This is a genomic window from Pseudomonas sp. CYM-20-01, from assembly GCF_023169845.1.
GTDB classification, from domain to species: domain Bacteria; phylum Pseudomonadota; class Gammaproteobacteria; order Pseudomonadales; family Pseudomonadaceae; genus Aquipseudomonas; species Aquipseudomonas azotoformans.
In genome coordinates this window covers 4,669,487-4,687,033 of sequence record NZ_AP025169.1, presented here as the reverse complement: position 1 = coordinate 4,687,033, position 17,547 = coordinate 4,669,487, and the positions used below count along the sequence as shown (strand labels likewise).

18 protein-coding genes are annotated in these 17,547 nt (G+C 55.9%); all 18 read right to left on the bottom strand.

Going from position 1 to position 17,547, the window contains the following annotated elements:
* Nucleotides 1-34: 34 nt before the first annotated feature.
* The gene (locus M2497_RS21015; RefSeq protein WP_248482892.1) at nt 35-2,002 is read right to left on the bottom strand and encodes a DNA topoisomerase III; all 1,968 of its coding nucleotides are present in this window, start codon (nt 2,000-2,002) and stop codon (nt 35-37) included.
* Nucleotides 2,003-2,226: 224 nt separating this feature from the next.
* The gene (locus tag M2497_RS21010; RefSeq protein WP_248482890.1) at nt 2,227-2,697 is read right to left on the bottom strand and encodes a single-stranded DNA-binding protein; all 471 of its coding nucleotides are present in this window, start codon (nt 2,695-2,697) and stop codon (nt 2,227-2,229) included.
* A complete protein-coding gene (locus M2497_RS21005) occupies nt 2,694-3,221 on the bottom strand; it encodes a DUF3158 family protein (protein WP_248482888.1) in 528 nt (175 codons plus the stop codon). Before M2497_RS21005 ends, M2497_RS21010 begins: the two co-directional genes overlap by 4 nt.
* The gene (locus M2497_RS21000; RefSeq protein WP_248482886.1) at nt 3,218-3,973 is read right to left on the bottom strand and encodes a PFL_4669 family integrating conjugative element protein; all 756 of its coding nucleotides are present in this window, start codon (nt 3,971-3,973) and stop codon (nt 3,218-3,220) included. Before M2497_RS21000 ends, M2497_RS21005 begins: the two co-directional genes overlap by 4 nt.
* 218 nt (nt 3,974-4,191) lie before the next feature.
* Nucleotides 4,192-5,382: an STY4528 family pathogenicity island replication protein gene (locus M2497_RS20995; RefSeq protein ID WP_248482884.1), complete on the bottom strand. Its 1,191-nt coding sequence runs from the start codon at nt 5,380-5,382 to the stop codon at nt 4,192-4,194.
* Nucleotides 5,379-5,927, bottom strand: coding sequence for a DUF2857 domain-containing protein (locus M2497_RS20990; protein WP_248482882.1), 549 nt, complete (start codon nt 5,925-5,927; stop codon nt 5,379-5,381). The genes M2497_RS20995 and M2497_RS20990 overlap by 4 nt, the downstream gene beginning before the upstream one ends.
* Entirely contained in the window at nt 5,924-7,510 is a 1,587-nt protein-coding gene (locus M2497_RS20985) for a ParB family protein (RefSeq protein ID WP_248482880.1), read from the bottom strand. The genes M2497_RS20990 and M2497_RS20985 overlap by 4 nt, the downstream gene beginning before the upstream one ends.
* Before the next feature lie 14 nt (nt 7,511-7,524).
* Nucleotides 7,525-7,734, bottom strand: coding sequence for a hypothetical protein (locus tag M2497_RS30730; protein WP_348984764.1), 210 nt, complete (start codon nt 7,732-7,734; stop codon nt 7,525-7,527).
* 85 nt (nt 7,735-7,819) lie between these two features.
* Entirely contained in the window at nt 7,820-8,650 is an 831-nt protein-coding gene (locus tag M2497_RS20980) for a ParA family protein (protein ID WP_248482878.1), read from the bottom strand.
* Between the two features lie 5 nt (nt 8,651-8,655).
* Nucleotides 8,656-8,886: an AlpA family phage regulatory protein gene (locus M2497_RS20975; RefSeq protein WP_248482876.1), complete on the bottom strand. Its 231-nt coding sequence runs from the start codon at nt 8,884-8,886 to the stop codon at nt 8,656-8,658.
* 112 nt (nt 8,887-8,998) lie between these two features.
* Nucleotides 8,999-9,754 (bottom strand): hypothetical protein, encoded by a 756-nt coding sequence (locus tag M2497_RS20970; protein WP_248482874.1) that lies wholly within the window; start codon nt 9,752-9,754, stop codon nt 8,999-9,001.
* Between the two features lie 921 nt (nt 9,755-10,675).
* Nucleotides 10,676-10,915: a hypothetical protein gene (locus M2497_RS20965; RefSeq protein WP_248488238.1), complete on the bottom strand. Its 240-nt coding sequence runs from the start codon at nt 10,913-10,915 to the stop codon at nt 10,676-10,678.
* 332 nt (nt 10,916-11,247) lie between these two features.
* Nucleotides 11,248-12,789, bottom strand: a complete 1,542-nt coding sequence (locus M2497_RS20960; RefSeq protein ID WP_248482872.1) for a bifunctional 3-(3-hydroxy-phenyl)propionate/3-hydroxycinnamic acid hydroxylase — start codon at nt 12,787-12,789, stop codon at nt 11,248-11,250.
* Nucleotides 12,786-13,610, bottom strand: coding sequence for an alpha/beta fold hydrolase (locus M2497_RS20955; RefSeq protein ID WP_248482870.1), 825 nt, complete (start codon nt 13,608-13,610; stop codon nt 12,786-12,788). Before M2497_RS20955 ends, M2497_RS20960 begins: the two co-directional genes overlap by 4 nt.
* Nucleotides 13,603-14,493: a VOC family protein gene (locus tag M2497_RS20950; protein ID WP_248482868.1), complete on the bottom strand. Its 891-nt coding sequence runs from the start codon at nt 14,491-14,493 to the stop codon at nt 13,603-13,605. Before M2497_RS20950 ends, M2497_RS20955 begins: the two co-directional genes overlap by 8 nt.
* A gap of 50 nt (nt 14,494-14,543) precedes the next feature.
* Nucleotides 14,544-15,479, bottom strand: coding sequence for a transporter (locus M2497_RS20945; RefSeq protein WP_248482866.1), 936 nt, complete (start codon nt 15,477-15,479; stop codon nt 14,544-14,546).
* A 23-nt stretch (nt 15,480-15,502) separates the two neighbouring features.
* Nucleotides 15,503-16,579, bottom strand: coding sequence for a 4-hydroxy-2-oxovalerate aldolase (gene dmpG, locus M2497_RS20940; protein ID WP_248482864.1), 1,077 nt, complete (start codon nt 16,577-16,579; stop codon nt 15,503-15,505).
* A gap of 20 nt (nt 16,580-16,599) precedes the next feature.
* Nucleotides 16,600-17,538 carry an acetaldehyde dehydrogenase (acetylating) gene (locus tag M2497_RS20935; protein ID WP_248482862.1) on the bottom strand — a complete coding sequence of 313 codons (939 nt, stop codon included), beginning with the start codon at nt 17,536-17,538 and terminating at the stop codon, nt 16,600-16,602.
* Nucleotides 17,539-17,547 lie beyond the last annotated feature (9 nt).

Genomic DNA, 17,547 nt, shown 5'->3' with positions numbered 1-17,547 from the left:
GCCCCCAATACTCATGTTGATCTCCAATGGCGTGTCATGGGCGATGCGTATCTTTTCTGATTGGCACAGTGCCCTTGCAGTCCGGATAGTGGGAGCATGACCAGAACGGCCCTGATTTCCCCTTTCGCCTGAGCATTGAGGCGTTGCAAATGGGGCAGGTCGGACCGGCTTCGATAGGCATGGCTAAAGTAAGTGAACCGCAGCGTGCGACCAACTGCGCAATCCAGTTCGCCTGCTTGGTGACGAATGCATCCAGTGACAGGCGCCCTGCTTCGATTTCGTCCAGGGCCTGTTCCCAGATCGCGGTCATGCCTGGATCTGCGATTGCAGCGGGTACCGCCTCGATCAGGGTATGGGCCGCTGCGGAGGCCATCAAGGCGCGTTTTTTCTTCAGCAAATAACCGCGATCAATCAACCCCTTGATGATACCGGCTCGCGTGGCTTCGGTGCCGATACCGGCGGTGTCCCGAAGCTTCTGTTTCAGGCGTGGGTCGTTGACCAGCTTGGCCACATTTTTCATGGCCTTGATCAGATCGCCCTCAGTGAGTGGTTTGGGAGCGGCAGTGCGCATGGACTTGAGTTCGACGTCGTCCACTACGCACTGAGTACCCTGTTGCAAGACGGGCAATACTTGGGACTTGTGACTGGGTTCATCCTCTTCGGTATTTTCGCAGAGCAAGCCTTTCCAGCCCTGGACCAGGATCTGTTTGCCAATAGCGGTCAATCGTTCTTCACCACACTCCAGTTCGACCTGGGTCCGATCAAACTCATGATGCGGAAGAAATTGTGCGAGGTAGTGGCTACGGATCAGTTCGTAGACTTGGCGTTCTTGTTCGGACATCCGCGCAAGGTTCGCCGGCTCGGTGGTTGGTATGATGCCATGGTGCGCGGTGACCTTGGCATCGTTCCACACGCGGGAGTGCAGTAATCGATCGAGTCTTCCCAATGCGGGCTGCAGCGCGGGATCCGTTTTGAGCAGGGCATCGAATACTGCGGGTACCTCGTTGAACATACTCTCTGGCAAATAGCGGCAATCGCTGCGCGGGTAGGTGGTGGCTTTGTGGGTTTCGTACAGAGCCTGGGCGATGTTCAGGACTTCCTGGACTCCGAGACCCAACTTGCGCGAGCAGACTTCTTGCAGTGTGCTCAGGTCGAAGGGCAGGGGTGGCGCTTCGCGGGAGTGTTCAGTCTGCAGCGAGAGTACTGTAGCGGTCTTACCGCTAGAGATCGCTTGGACCGTCTGGCGGGCAAGCGCCTGCTGCAGGCAACGACCGGCTTCATCTCGTCCTGAGCTTGGTGGTAACCACGACGCGATGAATGGTTGCCCCATTGAGGACAGGTGCACATCCACATCCCAGTAGGGCACCGAGATGAAGCTGGCAATCGCACGATCCCGATCGACTACCAGACGTAAAGTAGGGGTCTGGACGCGTCCAACCGACAGTACGCCGTCGTATCCCACCCGCCGTCCGAGGAGAGTAAACAAGCGACTGAGGTTCATGCCGACCAACCAATCGGCGCGGCTGCGGGCGAGGGCTGAATGATAGAGCGGGAAGGTCTCCTGACCAGACTTCAGCGAGCACAATGCTTTGCGAATCGACGCCTCGTTGAGTGCAGACAACCAGAGACGTTGCACGGGACCTCGATACTTGCAAAGCTCCAGTAACTCGCGGGCAATCATTTCACCTTCGCGGTCGGCGTCGGTCGCTATGACGACGGTGGTAGCTTCACGGAGCAGGCGCTTGATGACTTTAAACTGCACTGCGGTCTTGGGTTTGACCTCGACCTGCCACTGCGCGGGAATGATCGGCAGATGATCCAACGACCAGTGCTTGTACTGAGTGCCATAGGCTTCGGGTGGGGCCGTCTCCAGCAGATGGCCGATACACCAGGTGACGGTTGAATCGGTGCCGATTAGGCAACCCTCACCGCGCCGGGTGGCTCCGAGGACCTTGGCAATGTCTCTACCTTGGGAAGGTTTCTCGCAGAGGAAGAGGCGCATAAAACTGCTCCGGATTGAGTTCGGAGCAGCGTTGTTGGAAACAGCAGTTGCGAGATATGAGAAACCTGACTTGCAGGTCCCTCATGTTAGTCGGTGAAGGCAGTCTTGAGTTCCGAGGCTGCTACCCCGTTTTAGCGTGGGCAACAGGGTGGGTCTTCACGCGCAGCGAGTAACGACAGGCCAGTTAATTCGCGCAGAGGCGCAATTTTTATGCCTGAAGCCTGTCAGTCCAACGGTGGTTGACCTCTGCGCTTTTTGGACCTCGACGCAGATGAGCTGGCCTGTTCTTTATTTTGCCCGGCAGGTGTCGCAGATGACGCCGGTTCACTGGATCGTTCCCGCATGACCACACTGTGTACCCGATGAGGCAGGATGCCGACTCGACGGGCCTCGATCTTGAAGGTGACCCGCGCATTGTCTGCGCTGTCCTCCCACTCATCGCGCACGGTGCGGCCTTCGACCAACACACGCATGCCTTTCTGGTACAGCGTGCTCCAGTGTTCAGCCTCGCGGTGCCAGAGCTCAACCGGCGCCCAATAGCCGCCTCGATCTTCAAAGCTGCCCTCGCGTGGCACGGGGTTGTCGAAGTACACATTCAGCCTTAGCAAACGCCGTGGCTCGTCATTGCCTGATGGAAATTCTTGGAACTCTGGCGCACTGCCGATATTGCCTTCGCCGACGAAAAAAGTACTCATCGTGATACCTCCACTGCAGTTGTGAGTTGGCGCAGCAACCGTTCGGCACTGGCCATTTTGATCGCGCAGGTCGAGGCCTGGCGGTAGAGCGAATGCACCACGCTCATCTGCAAGTTCAGTGCAATGCGATCGCATTCGAAACGGTGCAATCCCTCGCGTACGGCCTGCGGCAGGGCGTTGTTGCAGACCTGGCGTTCCCAGACCGCAACCCCCATACGGGCAAAATCACGGGTGCGCCAACGCAAAAAAGTGCTGCCCGCGCTGGTGTTCTGCAGCACCAATCGGATATCCAGAAGTGAGTAAGGAGGCTGTCCGGCCTGCTGCACCACAGCCTCCATCAGGCGACATAACTGCGCCTCGATTTCCCTCGCCTCCTGCGCCAGGTGTTCCAACTCCCCCTTACCCTTAAAGGGCTTTAAAAGGCCTTTTAGGGAGGCTGCGTGTTCGAGCTGCCGGTAGGCATCCGGTGTCAACGCGTCCAACGCGTCGAAGGGCATTAGGTGAGCCGGATTCATGGGATTCATGCTTCGTCCTCCGGCTCATTCACTGTCGCAGACGACGCTCCCACGTCTTCTGCCGACGCGTCGGCGTCATCCACTGGCACAGCACCACGGCGAATGATTGGCGGCGCGAACTGGGAGCGGCGATGACCTTCCAGGATGTCCATTGGGGGCAAACCCAGTTTCTCGATAGCCACAATGGCACGGGCGTTGTTCGCCGCCATGTCATCGCGTGTGACGCCGGCATGCCGATAGCGCTGGGCCTGGCCGAATAGGCTGCGCAGCAGATGGGCGCCATCATCGATCCAGGCTTCCATGTCGACGCGGCCGATCAAGGCGGTGTGATGGGCCAATAGGGTACGACGCACCAAGGTGTCGTAGTCGGTCAGCAGGTAGACCGCCAGAAAACCCAGCTGGCTGCCGATATACAACGGCAAGGTGACAGGGTGGATGTTGAGGTTGTCGCCCATGTCGATCTGTGTCGGCAGGTCCTGTCTGATTCGGTCCAGCTGTTGGGTCAGTTCCCGCATCCCAGCCTTGGCCTGCATCAGTTTTTCTTCGAGCTGTATGATCGCCCAATCGGCATAGGGATCGTCCTGCGCTGCGGTTTGTTTGATCAGGTTGGTCACGCTGATGTACCCCGCCATGCCCATGATCGAGTGGACACCTTCACGTGCGGGCCGACCTTGCCAGATACGGGCGGCGTGGTGAGTGTGCAAGGTCAGGGTGATGCTGCTGCGCAATGAACCCAGGTTGAGTTGGTAGTGATCGGCCACAGTGTTGTCCTCGCATCGGCTTGGACGGAAACGTTGCGACAGATGAGGGGCAAGGGCAGCCAAAAAGCTGAACGCGGTCTGTTCGGTTTGGTTTAAGAGGGCTAACTATGGAGACGTCAGTGGGAAGGGTGTCCCGGCTTTTCCCTAAGAGTTTCATAGTTTGGTCCGACGTGTTCGTAGAGTGGAACTCCATGGATTTGATGCCAGTGGCATCAAATCTACTGACGTCCACCGCGTTTGCCGCGCAGTTGGCGTAGCTCATTCAGGCACGCTTGGGCAAGGGCAGAAGCGGGTTCGCCCTGTTGTCGAGATGGCCGCGAGGGGGCGGGTGGGGGCGGTTCTGCAATGGGTGATGGTTCGGCCTGACCTGCCCAAGGCCGGAAGTCGCCTTTCAGTGCACGCTGGATCAGGCCCATCAGATACGCCGCTGGCTTGCGGATTCCACCGGCCGCACAACGTGCCCCCGCTTCGTTGAGCACCGCCTGCCGATCCACTGGTTTGAGCTTATTCAGCGCCACGGCGACGGCCTGACGCTCGTTTGGACTCAGGTGCAGCGCAGCGGGCCAACGCAGGTTATTCACCGCTGGGGTCGCGCGCGGTACTGTACAAATACTTTCTTTTAATACAGTACAGGCGGCGTTCGGATTCCGAACGGTGCGGGAAACACTGGCGTTCAGACTCGGTTCGGAATCCGAACGAGGGCCTGCATGATTCCGAACGAGGGCATCTTCCTCCCGTTCGGAATCGTGCAGAGTGGCATCGGTTGCCTGATCCAATCCTTGCTGCACCCAATGTTCGCCCCAACTGTCGAGCCGCGTCGGTAACCGATCCCGATCGATATTCGTGTCTTGGCGAACTTCCTCCACAACGTGCTGGGCGACAATACGCACCGCCTTCGTTGCATGACCGAGGGCATGTCCGACTAGCGCCAGGTAATCCTGATCCAATTCCATGGCTTCGGCGGGGGTTAACGGCTCATCGTGCAGAATGTACAGCGAACCTTGAAGACGTCCGCTGAGCTGATCGCGTCCGCGACTCACCAAACTGAGCCAGCGCGTCAACCTGAGCATCGTCAACACCCGAGCAATGGTTTCACGTGAGGCTGACGCGCCGTAAGGCACGCTCGACAGGTAAGGCTGCAAATCCTCATAGCTCGGTGTTACCACGCCCTGGCCTTGGAGCATGAGTCGAAACACCTGCCAGGCATTGCGTTCCAATGGTGTCAGCCGATGATCCAACAGCAGGTGACGCGGCACGACTTCGTGTGATTGGCCACTGAACAGAAAGCCAGCCTGCAGAGCTTGGTTGGAGGGTTGTTCAGTGGTAGGGCGTGCGGGCCAGCGTTCACTTAGCTGCCGGGTGCATTGCTGTAGTACACGCTGCCAGCGACTGGAGGGGGGAGTGTTCATATTTTGTTGCTGTAATGGTCGATCTGCTGCCAAACAATGGTCAAGCTGATCTGTTGCTCCTCCGCCAGCATCATCATGGCGTCGAGCTGATCCTCGGTACCGTCCTGAGCGCGTAGCTGGCACCATCGCTGCCAGAGCGCATGTTCCTGCGCTTCGCTCAAATGCTGAGGGCGGCCCTTACGGGTTTCTATCTTGAGCAGACGCCGACGCAAGGCGGTTTCGGAATGCGCCAGGCCGAAGCACTGATACATGATGGTGCTGCTGGCGCCGAGCTTGAGCGCTCGATTGATCAAGCGCTCGTTCTGCTCGTCGCGTTCGGCTTGCTCGATCAACCGATGCAGTACCGGCGAGTCAATCTTGACCTCAACCCAGGGGACGGTGGCATGGGCCAGACGTGACAGCGTGGCGGGTGGTAAGGATCGCAACAGGTAGATGTCGTCCTCACCCAGTCCGAGTGCTTTGCAGCGCTGCAGGTTGCCCTGGCGCAACTCGTGTAGCACCTGGGTCAGCATGGCTTGGTTGAGCACATTGAAGGACAGACTCATGGCAATTTCTCCGGCGAGTCGTCTTCAGGGAGAAGCGTTATGTCGATGAGACGACGGGCCAAACGGATCAGGCGATACAGTTTGATTAACAGACTGTCGGGCAGCCGCTCCAGTCCCACATCCATGGCGGGACGATCTGTCAGCGGGAGTTGATATACCCCCAACAACAACTGCCCGAACAGGGCTGAAGGCAGTTGCTTGCGATCCTCCCAGTTGACGTCGTCTTGAGCGCGCAACAGTGCCATGAGCAGTAGGTGAACGCCGATTGCGCGAGGCGCTGCAAGATCAACTCGCTCGATGTTCAGGGCGAAGCCCAAGCCAAGCGGCTGATCGACGATGCTCTCGGGATGACCCGCATAATTTGCCATTTCCCGCGCCAGTCCGGCGATGGCTAAACGCAGTTGTTCGGGGCTATCCAGTGCTGGTGCAATGGTCCAGATGTCGTCGGTCGCATAGGTGTCGACCGAAGATGCAGCTTCGGTGGCGGTCTCGCGATCGATCTGTTCGCGAATCTGTTGAACGCGAGACGGAGGGCTGACTGCTAATACGGCATTCGTTTCGGGCGGTGTGAGCAGTTCCTCTTGCGCTGTTTCGATCTGGGATTTGGTCTCAGTTGATTTGGGATGAGGATCGGAGGAGAGAGGTTCTGCCGCGGCTTCGTTAACGTTCGGCAGATGGTTGTTCACTGAGGGCGTGATTACGACGATGCCCGGCGTCGAGATGACCCGCCGGGTATCGCTCAGTTCCAAGGCCAACATACGGTAGGACTGTCCGAGCAAGCGGCTCATGCGTTCGAGCAGTTCATCTTGAAGCTGCTCAAGATCGAATGACTCGGGTTCGGCATCAAAGTAACCCAGTGTATCGAGCCAAAAATCGGCGAACGCAACGGTGGCGGTTGGATATCGGTTCCAGGTTCGTTCAGCCTGGCTACGTAGACCGATCAGTCGTTCGATCTGGGGCTTACCCAATCCGGCATACAAGGTTTGTGGAATGGCAGGCAGTAAGTGTTCGAGGGTGTCGAGCATCCGGCTGATGTGCGACTGTGAAATAGGGTAACCCCCAGCGGCAAGGCGTCGTGCCAGCTCACGTTGCGACAGCGCAGCGTCATCTGCTTCGAGCATGGTTTTGAGTTTAAGTACGGCCAGAGCACGTTCAATGAAGGTGAGTTGACCGTGTAGATCACTTTCGACCAGATGGCCGAGGAGGGCGGTAATCTCACTGGTCCAAGGCCGGAACAGGCAATGGATTCGGAAAAAACGCTCGTCGCGGGTTTCTTGCCACAGCTCGCCGAGAATCGCCAAGCGCGTATTGCCGCCGTTGCGGATGGTGAAATAGGGTTCACCAGGGCGACGAGTAATCGGTGGTGGTTGATCCAGCCCGCGTTCACGGATCGAAGCCTTGATATCATCGTACAGCGGATTACGAATGAAACGCGGGTTGTGTTCGTAGGGCCGCAACTGCTCCAGAGTCATCACCATAGGCGTGTCAGTAACTGGATCGGACAGTTGCTCCAGTTCTTGACCCCGGAGGAAATGGTCCCGGTGCAGCTTTTCGGTGATTTCCTCCTGACTGAGCTTCTTCATCGGAACAACCTCAGTTAACGCCGGTTACGCAAATGGTCACCGACCTCGAATTTTACGATCTCGGCAGTCCCTGAACCTTCGAAATGTTGGGAAAGTTCTGCGAGGAACCACCCCATGGCCGAGCGCCCGCCCTGCAGACGAAAGACCACGGTGCAGTACTCCTCGCAAGTTGGGTGGTGTGGTCGAATCGAGGGTGGAACGATGATGGGCAATTGGTCCAACATCAGAAGACTCCTAGCCAAACACGGTTGGCCTCAAGGTTGATCAAACCCAATGACTGGGTGAGAAATGCGGGCTTATAGATTCGCCTCATAGAACCTCCGCGCATCGGCTCACCGTAGAGATCGTTTCGCGCCATTCCGGAAACAGTTCGATGGCCAGCGCTTGCATGGTTTCCAACGCAGATGGCGATGGCTGGCGAGTCTCGATTCGGTGGACCGGTAGGCCAAGGGAAGCGGCATTGAGATAAGCCACCCGGTCTGGAACTACGGTTTCTAGAACCGAGGTGTTAGTAGCCCCTGTGAGGGTCTCGCGCAGGCCACGGATGATCATTCGCGTGTCTACCCGGATGCTATTTACCTGGTTCAGCAGCAGTCGCAACGGTGGCGGTGTAATGCCCAGGTGACGGAACGGTTCTAGCTCACTCAGCAGCTTCAAGGTGCCGCGGCGCAGTTCGCGGGCGGCGAGCATTTCCGGCGTGATGGGGGAGAGGGCGAGATCGGATGCCAGGATGGCCATTTCCAGCAGAACGCTACGTGCGCCTTGGGTGTCGACCAACAGCAGGTCATAACCGGGGCGAAAATTGTCGAGCAGATTGCGCAACCGTAATCGCCCGTCAGGGGCATGCAGCAGCAATGTACCCAGTTGGCCTTTATCGTCGTTGGAGATGATCAGGTCGAGCCCTGCGATCACAGTTTCGGAAATAATTTGCTCAGGTGCTGTTAAGTTGAGTGCAATGAGCTCGTACGCACCAGCAACAGCTTTCCGGCTCAAAGCGTAATAGCTGGAGAGGGTGGGTTGGCTATCCAGATCGAGCAGCAGGACGCGCAGGCCAGTACCCGCCAGCAGGCCGCCGAGATTGGCGGCTACAGTGGTTTTGCATACCCCACCTTTGGTGGAGACCACCGATACCACACGCATGGCCATTAGACCTGCTGATCCAATCGTTCAACGACCCACCGTTCGATCTCCATCGAATCCCAGCCCACCGCACGCAGTCCAATGCGCTTAGCTTGAGGAAATTTTCCTTCCCTCATCAGGTTGTAGATGTGCGCACGCTTGAAGCCGGTTTTTCGCTCCACCTCGTCACGGCGCATGATGTGACGTTCGACCTGTGGTCGAGGAGCTTCAGTGATGGCGGAGGGTTGGCTAGACATGCTGGTCACTCCTGGCGTCGATTGGCGCGTGATGGGAAGTGATCTGAATTGAATAGCAGAAAAGTGGGGGAGTCATTGCACTGCAAAAGCCGTCGTTGCGTCGCAATTCGCTTCATCTCCGAGAAAGACGGCGCCGAGCAGCAGCAAATTTTGCATCGAGAGAGCGCTTGCTCAAACCTGGGATATTCGGGTAGTGAGCTGTTATTGAGTCGACTATAGCAGCTTGGCTAGAAAACACTGAGTTAGGCTTCCCAGCAGGTGAGCTCCCTAACAGTGTTTGAATTAATGCAGCGATTATATGTTGATAGCTAATTTCACTCCGCTCGCTCAGACTACTCGTTGCGATAGCGAAATTTCTTAGACTTTCTCGCTGCAGTCCGGTTGTTTTGAGGTCGTCCAATATCTCACGCAGAGACGTATTTTTCGCTTTCAGCTCTGTCTCCAGTGCATCTCTGTCTGCTCGCAGAGTTAAATAAGTACCAACGCTAATTTTTTGTTCAGTTATGAGTGGCCGATTTCCAAAAAGGAAAATTGGGTGTTGGTCCGGATAATTTTGGCTCATCCACCACTTAAGGTCGGCGTGTCGAATTGTCAGTAACCTGTAATCGATAGCTGTTTCATGAGGGACTGTAACGCCAAAGAAACCATAGGGGAGCTCTTTGTTGCGTATCGCGTCGATGATCCGCTCCATATTTGTATGTAGGCACGGCCACTGGGGAAAGATCTTTGATAATGAAGAATTGGAATTCCAAGCTGACTCGAGTATGTTATTTTCATAATGCATTAAGTTGCACCATCTAATTGCTGCATCGATGGGGCGATAAAAGATTTTTGTAAGTGCGGGTAAGCTATCTAGTTTCGGCATCATGGCGATTTCCCTTTTCAGGGCGGATCCGCCATTATTTAGCTAGCAACCAGCTAGACTAAAAGTCCAAAGCCTCCATGCGGTTTCCGTCCAATAGTTTCGATTGAGAGATCTCGCAGATGCATCAAACTCGCGCTGAGTCGAGTTTTTGGCGACGAAGAATCTCTTCGGTCAATATTTGATTTAAAAAATAATAATTTCCTATGGTTGCTTAATTTAGAAGAAAAAATTTTCTGTGCTTTTTGTATATTTAATTCGATTTTTTGCTGTGGGGCTTGTGTAGCTTATAGAGTTATCCTTACTCAATATTTAGTTTAGGTGTAGTCATTTTATGCGTCTGTGGAGTGATTGGAGCGTCTCGAGGTAATATGCTTTGATGGGATTTTTAACCTGCGTGCATCGACTCGTCACTATCCAGGGATTCACATTTATTGATCAGGAGTTTTTATTTGATAATGTGATAAAAATATCCGGTTTCAAAAATAAAGGCCGGTGTCGAAATCATCTCGTGTTGGGAAGTGGCAATGATTTACATCGAAAAGGGAATCTAGTTCAGCTTAGATTGTGAGGGGTGATGTCTTTGTCAAGTTCTATCGAAATATCTGTTATTATTTATTTAATGAGGTAATGCGTGTATGGAGTTGGATTGGGTCAGAATTTGTCTTGGTCTATGACCTGTCTATCTTTTAAATTCCCTGCGGAAGTTATGAGAATGCTGAAATTGACCTCATAAGCAATTTCTTAAATTGTAAGGCGTGAATTTCTCAGTAAGTTAAGTTCTCGCTGGTGACGAATTGTGTCAAGTATGTTTTTATAAGATCTTCCTAGGTCCGCCAGTCGTCGTCTTAGAGTTCGATCACTCATACAAAGTTGCATTGCAACTGCACCTAAGGTGAGGGGGGCAGGTTGCGCCCTACGATGCGCTCAATAGACTCGATGAATTAGTTTTCTGTAAATGGTCATCTGGAGAAAATCCAATGCCTGACGATGACTAAGAGGGTCATATGTAGCGATCGGTTTATCAGCCCAAAGCGTGTCACAGGTAAATAAGTTGTCCTTCTGCTCGTAGCGCACAGGGCATTTTAAGACCTGATCGTACTGGGCCGTATAGGAAGGTTTCGAATAATTTACATCGCTAGAGGTGGGGTTGCAGGTATCCCCCACCAGGGTCCGTACTAGATTAAGAAAGGTTCCAAAGGTTTCCTCAATAAGGAATATCAACGTTTCCCTCTACATGGTTTGCTTTGGATACTCACTGGAATAGTCGTTGTAGTCGCTCACGTTAACTAGCGGTTTTTCGTAATTCGGGTGATAACCGAAGCCGGTTTTGTAAATGCAAAGATGTCGCATAACGCTTTCCTGCTTCTTGCCGAGGAGCTTGGGCGCTTGTGGGTTCTTCCGGAGTTTTGCGTGTGCACCTAACGTTCCCTACCGAGCGATTCTTGTCCCTAGGTAGGGAGGGTACGGCTACATGATACCCGGGCGCACACACCCTCTCAGGCTAAAGTAGGCAAGTTCAGGTTGCCGCTGGCGGCCATGATAATTTTGTCTTGGCGCACTGCTACGACATCTACTCCGTGCTTTTCGAGCCAAGTAATGAGTTGACCATCAATATCTATCAGGTCTGTGTCGGATTGGACATGCTGATCGACGGAACGCAGTGTGACGAAGCGGGCTTCCAGCGATTCCCATGCTGCTTTTTGATCTGCGCTGAGTCGGTTGACCGGGTCGATGTTGGCGCCCAGCAGCGTAATGCCGCTGCCAAGCGCATCGTCGAGCAAGCCATATTGGCCTTTGCAGTTAGCCATTCGAGGTTGCGGTAGCAGCTTGCCAACCGCTTCTTTACAGCCGTTGCCTTTCTGAAGCCAACCGCGAAGGTAGTGGGGCGGACGCAATACCGCCGGCAGATCGCCGGACGCGCGCTCGGCTTCTATCATGGCATTGATCTGCTCATCGCCGAGTTCGCGTTTGATGATCATGCCTAGGCTGACCGAGATCTGCGTATAGCGCTCCACGTCGGGGGCTCGTTCAACCTCGTAGGTGTCTAGAATCGACTGCGGAACGCGTCCGGCGAGCACGTCTGCCAGCTTGAGGCTGATGTTCTGTGTGTCGCGGATACTGGACTGCATGCCGGAGCCGGCCCATGGCGGCATCAGATGGGCGGCGTCGCCACAGAGGAAGATGCGACCCTCGCGCCAACGCTCGGCATGGCGTACGTGATGATTGTAGAAGGCATGCTTGTGTATTTTCACCTCATGTTCGGTCACGCCCAGTGAGTTGAGAAGCTTCCACAGCTGCTCGTGCGTCTGGAAGTCGGCATCGGATTCACCCGGGTTGAGCGGAAACTCCCAACGGTGGTTGCCCATCGACAGGGCAATATCAACAACAGGGCGCTTTTTGTCTGACCAGAACGTGAGTTTGTGTCGGTTAGGCCACCAGCGCTTCACGCGGCAGTCGATCACCACCCAGCGTACTGGCAAGGTGTCGCCGATCAATTTGATGCCAAGTTTTTCGCGGGTCAAGCTGGAACCACCGTCGCAACCCAGAACGTAACGTACTCGGATGCTGTCGATCGTGCCGGTTTCGAGATTCTTGGCCTGGATTGTCACGCCATCCGGATCTTGGTCGAGACCTGTCATCTCATGACCGAACTTCACCCTTACGCTGTCGTAGCGCTTGACGCCTTCGCGTAGCACGCGCTCCATCTCCGGTTGGTAGATGGCATAGGACGTAGCGTGGCCGAACTCGCCCGGTGGAAATGATATTGAGGTCAGCTCTCGGCCTTCGTAATCCACCCATCGAAGCGAATGGGTGACGTCCATGATGTCCTTCATTTTTTCGGCCAAGCCCAAGTTCTGGAAGATGCGCATGGTCCAGTCATTCACTGTCACGGCGCGGGCGCGAGAGTAGATGTCTTGGAATCGCTCGATGGCGATGGTTTTTACCCCAAGCCTACCTAGGATATTGGCCGCGACCACGCCGCCAGGGCCATATCCAATGATTGCTACGTCGGCGTCGAACTCCGTACGGTTGCTCATGGTGCAAGAAACCCCTGGACTGTGCGATTGAATTCGTCAGCATGCTCCCACTGCACCCAGTGACCGCACTGAGGCATTATCAGAAATCGGGCACGAGGGATCTGTTTCATCAAAACGAATCCGGTATCCAGCGGCAGTATACGGTCTTCGCGGCCCCAAATAATCAGGGTTTCATGCGGAAGTTTGGCAAGACGCGCATCGCGCCATAGTTCTTCCGGCATGCCCGCAGGTCCCGGACGCATGGGGGGCTGCGCCACAATGCGTGGGTCCAATGCCGCATCGAGACGTTGCTGGATCAGTTCCTCGGTAATCTGCGAGGGGTCGAACACGAATTGACTGATAAAGCCTCTGAGTCGTTCGAGTGATGGACCGGGACCGTTGTAGAAGTTTGCCAGCGTCTTGATGCCTTCGGTTGGAAATACTGAGGTAACCGGGAAGCCGCCACCGGGGCCCATCAGAATCAGTCGGTCAACGCGTTGAGGCATCTCCAAGGCAATCTTCAGGGCGATCATCCCACCCATCGAGTTGCCAACGAAGTGCGGTTTCTCGATGCTGAGCTTGTCCAATAGGCCGACGATGATGTCGCCCCACCAGCCGGGGATAGGCGATGATGCTGGCTTCATGTCCGACTTACCGAAGCCCGGCAGGTCGGGGCAGATGACGCGGAACGTCTTGGCCAGAGTCGTAATGTTGCGCACGAAGTTGGACCAGCCACTGGCACCGGGGCCGGACCCGTGTAGCAGTACTAGCGCCGGGCCAACCCCTTCGTCGTAGTAGTGCACCTTGATGCCATTGACTTCAATGATTTTTCCGTTAGCCATGGATTCGGTCCTCGGGTTTGATCTTAAGTTCATGCCCCCAGATGCTCATCGAGTCGTGACGCTCGACAGTCCAAGTGTTGTCGTCGATTTCGCGCGCGCCCCAGCCGTATTCGATCTCCCATTGCGACGGCGTAAGCATGTAGAACGAGGTCATGTGGTCGTTTGTGTGGCGCCCCAAATCCCAGGCCACCGGTACGTTAGTTTTCTTAGCACGGTCCAGCGCCAATCCGACGTCGTCCAGGCGCTTGGCTTGCAGCATGAGGTGGATGATCCGCTTCGGGCTTGGAACGGTGGCAAACGCAAGTGAGTGGTGACGCGGATTGCAATGCATGAATGTCACCTTGGATTTTAGGCCTGGCATCGGCTCGAACTCGATGTAGTCACTGAGCCTGAAACCGAGCTTGTTCCAGAACGCCTGGTACTCGACGTCGTCCTGTACCGCGACGACGATGTGGCCGAGGCCCTGCTCGCCGGTGATAAAGCCTTGCACACCGACAGGTGAGACGAACGGTTTTTGAAAGATGGAGGTTCCACCGTAGAACACTTCAATAGGCACATCGGAGGGATCGGTGAAGCGTGCAAGCTCAACTACGCCCCGTGCCCTGGCCAGTTCGAGGTCGACGGTGTACTTGACGCCCTCGGCGTCCAATTTGGCCAGTACGTCAGCAAAACCGGCAGCGTTAAGTGTTTCGAAACCGATGGCTTTGAGATCGTTCAACGGACCTTGTTCGATTCTGATGCGCCAGGCTCGGTCGTCGAGTCGTAGTTCTATCGCACCGCCGACTCGATTGCTTTCTACTCCCAGGATGTCTCGGGCGTAGTTGTTCCATGCGTTGAGGTCGCTGGCTTCGACGACCACATAGCCTAATGAGGAAATGGGCATATTGTTCTCCATTCTTGAATGTCGATTGATACATGTCAGGTTGGGGATGGTTACAAAGGACTGCCAATCCTGATGACGAACACTGAACCCTCCGAACGGTTACGGACATCGAACTCCGGTGAATACTTTGCGGTGACAAACCAGCCTTTCCCGCTGTCGTATTTCAACGACGGTCCGATAGCGAAAGCGCGTCCTTTGGTGTCGGACAGCGTCTGTCCGTGCTGCTCATCATTGGTGGTCTGTTGGTAAATATGACCTCCCAGGCCGAGGGTCCAGCCGTTGTTAAGACCCCAGCCTGTGGAGTAATCAATGATGAGTTCTTGGCCCGATCGGTAGTTAGTTTCGGTATTCTTGAAATTGAGCCCGTACGAAACCTTTGTTGAGAAGTTGAAGCCGGCCCGGTCGACGTAGTCGAATGTGTACGTGGAGGCCACACCCCAATAATTTCGACTCGTGTTTGAAATATCGTCGACGTGGTAGCTGCCTGTCGGTGCGAACACATCCAGTCCCATAGCGCCGAAAGTTTTATCGCTGTATTGGTAGCCGACGCCCACACCGACGAGGAGGTCGCCCTGCGCAAACTTGCTATCTCTCAGGCGTACGCCCGGTGCGGTATCAAACGCAACGTACGAATTTACAAAAGTCGGAACTACTTGCGCCAAAAGCGTGCCCCCAAGCACCTGTTTATCGGTAACTAGCAACAGTCGTGGGGCGATCACGTCGACGTTGAGCTTGATGTTGTTCGGCACTTTGTTGCCGGCCTCGTCTCGTAGCTTGTTCGCCGAGTACGAATAGTAGTAGAGCGAACCGTACCACCCCGGTGGCGGTATTCCGGCGGCCGAGAAATTCTCGATGCCTAGCGGGTACAACGACCCGCCTCCCTCGCTGGCATGTGCTGTTGTGCCGATAAGGCACACCGCTAACGACAGTGGCATTGTCATCGTCGTAATGTTCAAAACAGGGCCGTTCTTCTTGTTCTTATTCATCGTTGCACCCATCAAAACATGATTTATGAATCCGTTCGTTCCCTTGCTGAGCGGGACAGCGTATTGCTCTCTGTGGACTTGCCTTTGAGCAAGTCCAGCGCGACGTCGACGATCATGTCCTCCTGACCACCCACCATGCGACGGTTGCCCAGTTCGACCAAGATGTCGACGGTCTTCAGTCCGTATTTCCTCGCCGCCGCCTCGCTGTGTCGCAGGAAGCTCGAGTACACGCCGGAATAGCCGAGCGCGAGCGTCTCGCGGTCGACCCGCACCGGCCGGTCCTGTAACGGACGAACGATGTCGTCGGCAGCGTCCATCAACCGGTACAGGTCAGTGCCGTGGTTCCAGCCCAAGCGCTCGGCCGCAGCGATGAACACCTCCAGCGGCGCATTGCCGGCTCCGGCCCCCATTCCCGCCAGGCTCGCATCGATTCGGTCGCAGCCTTCCTCGACCGCGACTATGCTGTTGGCCACGCCCAAGCTGAGATTGTGGTGGGCGTGCATGCCGGTCTGCGTCTCTGACTTCAATACATCCTTGAGTAAGCGGAAGCGGTCCCGGACGTCCTGCATGCTCAGTGCGCCACCCGAGTCCACCACATACACCGTGGTCGCCCCGAAGTCCTCCATTAGCTTTGCCTGCTCCGCTAGCTTCCGGGGTGTGGTCATGTGGCTCATCATCAGAAAGCCCACCGTGTCCATGCCTAAGGTGCGCGCGTACTCAATATGCTGGCGGGAAACGTCGGCCTCGGTGCAGTGAGTAGCGACGCGGACAATGCGAGCGCCGGCGTCGTAAGCAGCCTTGAGATCGTGCACGGTGCCGATGCCAGGCAGCAGCAGGGTGGCAACCTTAGCGTGCTTGACTACGGAGGCTACTGCTTCGATCCATTCCAGGTCGCTATGGGCGCCGAAGCCGTAGTTGAAGCTGGAACCATTCAGGCCGTCACCGTGGGCGACTTCGATGGAGTCGACCTTGGCTTCATCGAGAGCCTTGGCGATCTGTTTTGCCTGGTTGATTGAATACTGGTGGCGGATGGCGTGGCAGCCATCGCGCAGTGTCACGTCGGAGATGTACAGCTTTTGAGTCTTGGGATCGGTAATCATCGTAACTTTCCTCAGGCGGCCTAGCGGTTGGCAAGAAGGCGTCCGGCCATTTTTTCGGCGATGCGCAGGGCGGCGCTGGTCATGATGTCGAGGTTGCCGGCGTAGGCCGGAAGATAGTGCGCGGCACCCTCGACCTCGAGGAATACCGAGGTCTTAAGGCCGGTGATCGCATCGGACACACCGGGGATACGCACTGGCGTATGAATGCGCTCGAACTGCACGCGCTGCTTCAGTCGGTAGCCGGGTACGTAGTCCTGCACCCCCCTGACCATGTCCTCGATAGCGCGCGCGATCTTGTCCTCGTCGGCAAAGTCGGACAAGGTGTAGACCGTGTCGCGCATGATCATCGGTGGCTCGGCCGGGTTCAGGACGATGATCGCCTTGCCTTTGGTGGCGCGGCCGATCACCTCGATTGCCTTCGACGTGGTCTCGGTGAACTCATCGATGTTGGCGCGAGTACCCGGACCGGCAGACTTTGACGAGATCGAAGCAATGATCTCGCCGTAATGGACCTTGGCTACGCGCGAGACTGCCGCGACTATCGGGATGGTGGCTTGTCCGCCGCAGGTGACCATGTTGACGTTCGGTGCGTCGAGGTGCTCGTCGCCATTGGCGACTGGAATGCAGTACGGGCCAATTGCTGCCGGGGTAAGGTCGATCACGCGGATGCCCGGCTTGACGGCGCGCAGGAGTGCGTCGTTCTTCACGTGGGAGCCGGCGCTGGTCGCGTCGAATACCACGTCGATGTCCTTGAAAGCGTCAAGGCGGGTCAAGCCTTCGACACCCTCGTGGGTGGTCGCCACGCCTAGGCGTGCGGCACGGGCCAAGCCGTCGGAGTTGGGGTCAATGCCGACCATGACACTCATCTCGATACGCTGGCTATGGCGAAGTATCTTGATCATTAGGTCGGTGCCGATGTTTCCCGAACCGATGATTGCAACCTTTATCTTTGCGGCCATGGGAATGTC

What these genes read in the sequence shown, in the direction of transcription:
- M2497_RS21005 (WP_248482888.1), bottom strand. Translation starts at nt 3,221, where the DNA reads ATGAATCCCATGAATCCGGCTCACCTAATGCCCTTCGACGCGTTGGAC.
- M2497_RS20960 (WP_248482872.1), bottom strand. Translation starts at nt 12,789, where the DNA reads ATGAGCAACCGTACGGAGTTCGACGCCGACGTAGCAATCATTGGATAT.
- M2497_RS20985 (WP_248482880.1), bottom strand. Translation starts at nt 7,510, where the DNA reads ATGAAGAAGCTCAGTCAGGAGGAAATCACCGAAAAGCTGCACCGGGAC.
- M2497_RS20955 (WP_248482870.1), bottom strand. Translation starts at nt 13,610, where the DNA reads ATGGCTAACGGAAAAATCATTGAAGTCAATGGCATCAAGGTGCACTAC.
- M2497_RS21015 (WP_248482892.1), bottom strand. Translation starts at nt 2,002, where the DNA reads ATGCGCCTCTTCCTCTGCGAGAAACCTTCCCAAGGTAGAGACATTGCC.
- dmpG (WP_248482864.1), bottom strand. Translation starts at nt 16,579, where the DNA reads ATGATTACCGATCCCAAGACTCAAAAGCTGTACATCTCCGACGTGACA.
- M2497_RS30730 (WP_348984764.1), bottom strand. Translation starts at nt 7,734, where the DNA reads ATGTTGGACCAATTGCCCATCATCGTTCCACCCTCGATTCGACCACAC.
- M2497_RS21010 (WP_248482890.1), bottom strand. Translation starts at nt 2,697, where the DNA reads ATGAGTACTTTTTTCGTCGGCGAAGGCAATATCGGCAGTGCGCCAGAG.
- M2497_RS20950 (WP_248482868.1), bottom strand. Translation starts at nt 14,493, where the DNA reads ATGCCCATTTCCTCATTAGGCTATGTGGTCGTCGAAGCCAGCGACCTC.
- M2497_RS20935 (WP_248482862.1), bottom strand. Translation starts at nt 17,538, where the DNA reads ATGGCCGCAAAGATAAAGGTTGCAATCATCGGTTCGGGAAACATCGGC.
- M2497_RS20975 (WP_248482876.1), bottom strand. Translation starts at nt 8,886, where the DNA reads ATGTCTAGCCAACCCTCCGCCATCACTGAAGCTCCTCGACCACAGGTC.
- M2497_RS20995 (WP_248482884.1), bottom strand. Translation starts at nt 5,382, where the DNA reads ATGAACACTCCCCCCTCCAGTCGCTGGCAGCGTGTACTACAGCAATGC.
- M2497_RS20980 (WP_248482878.1), bottom strand. Translation starts at nt 8,650, where the DNA reads ATGCGTGTGGTATCGGTGGTCTCCACCAAAGGTGGGGTATGCAAAACC.
- M2497_RS20990 (WP_248482882.1), bottom strand. Translation starts at nt 5,927, where the DNA reads ATGAGTCTGTCCTTCAATGTGCTCAACCAAGCCATGCTGACCCAGGTG.
- M2497_RS20970 (WP_248482874.1), bottom strand. Translation starts at nt 9,754, where the DNA reads ATGATGCCGAAACTAGATAGCTTACCCGCACTTACAAAAATCTTTTAT.
- M2497_RS20945 (WP_248482866.1), bottom strand. Translation starts at nt 15,479, where the DNA reads ATGAATAAGAACAAGAAGAACGGCCCTGTTTTGAACATTACGACGATG.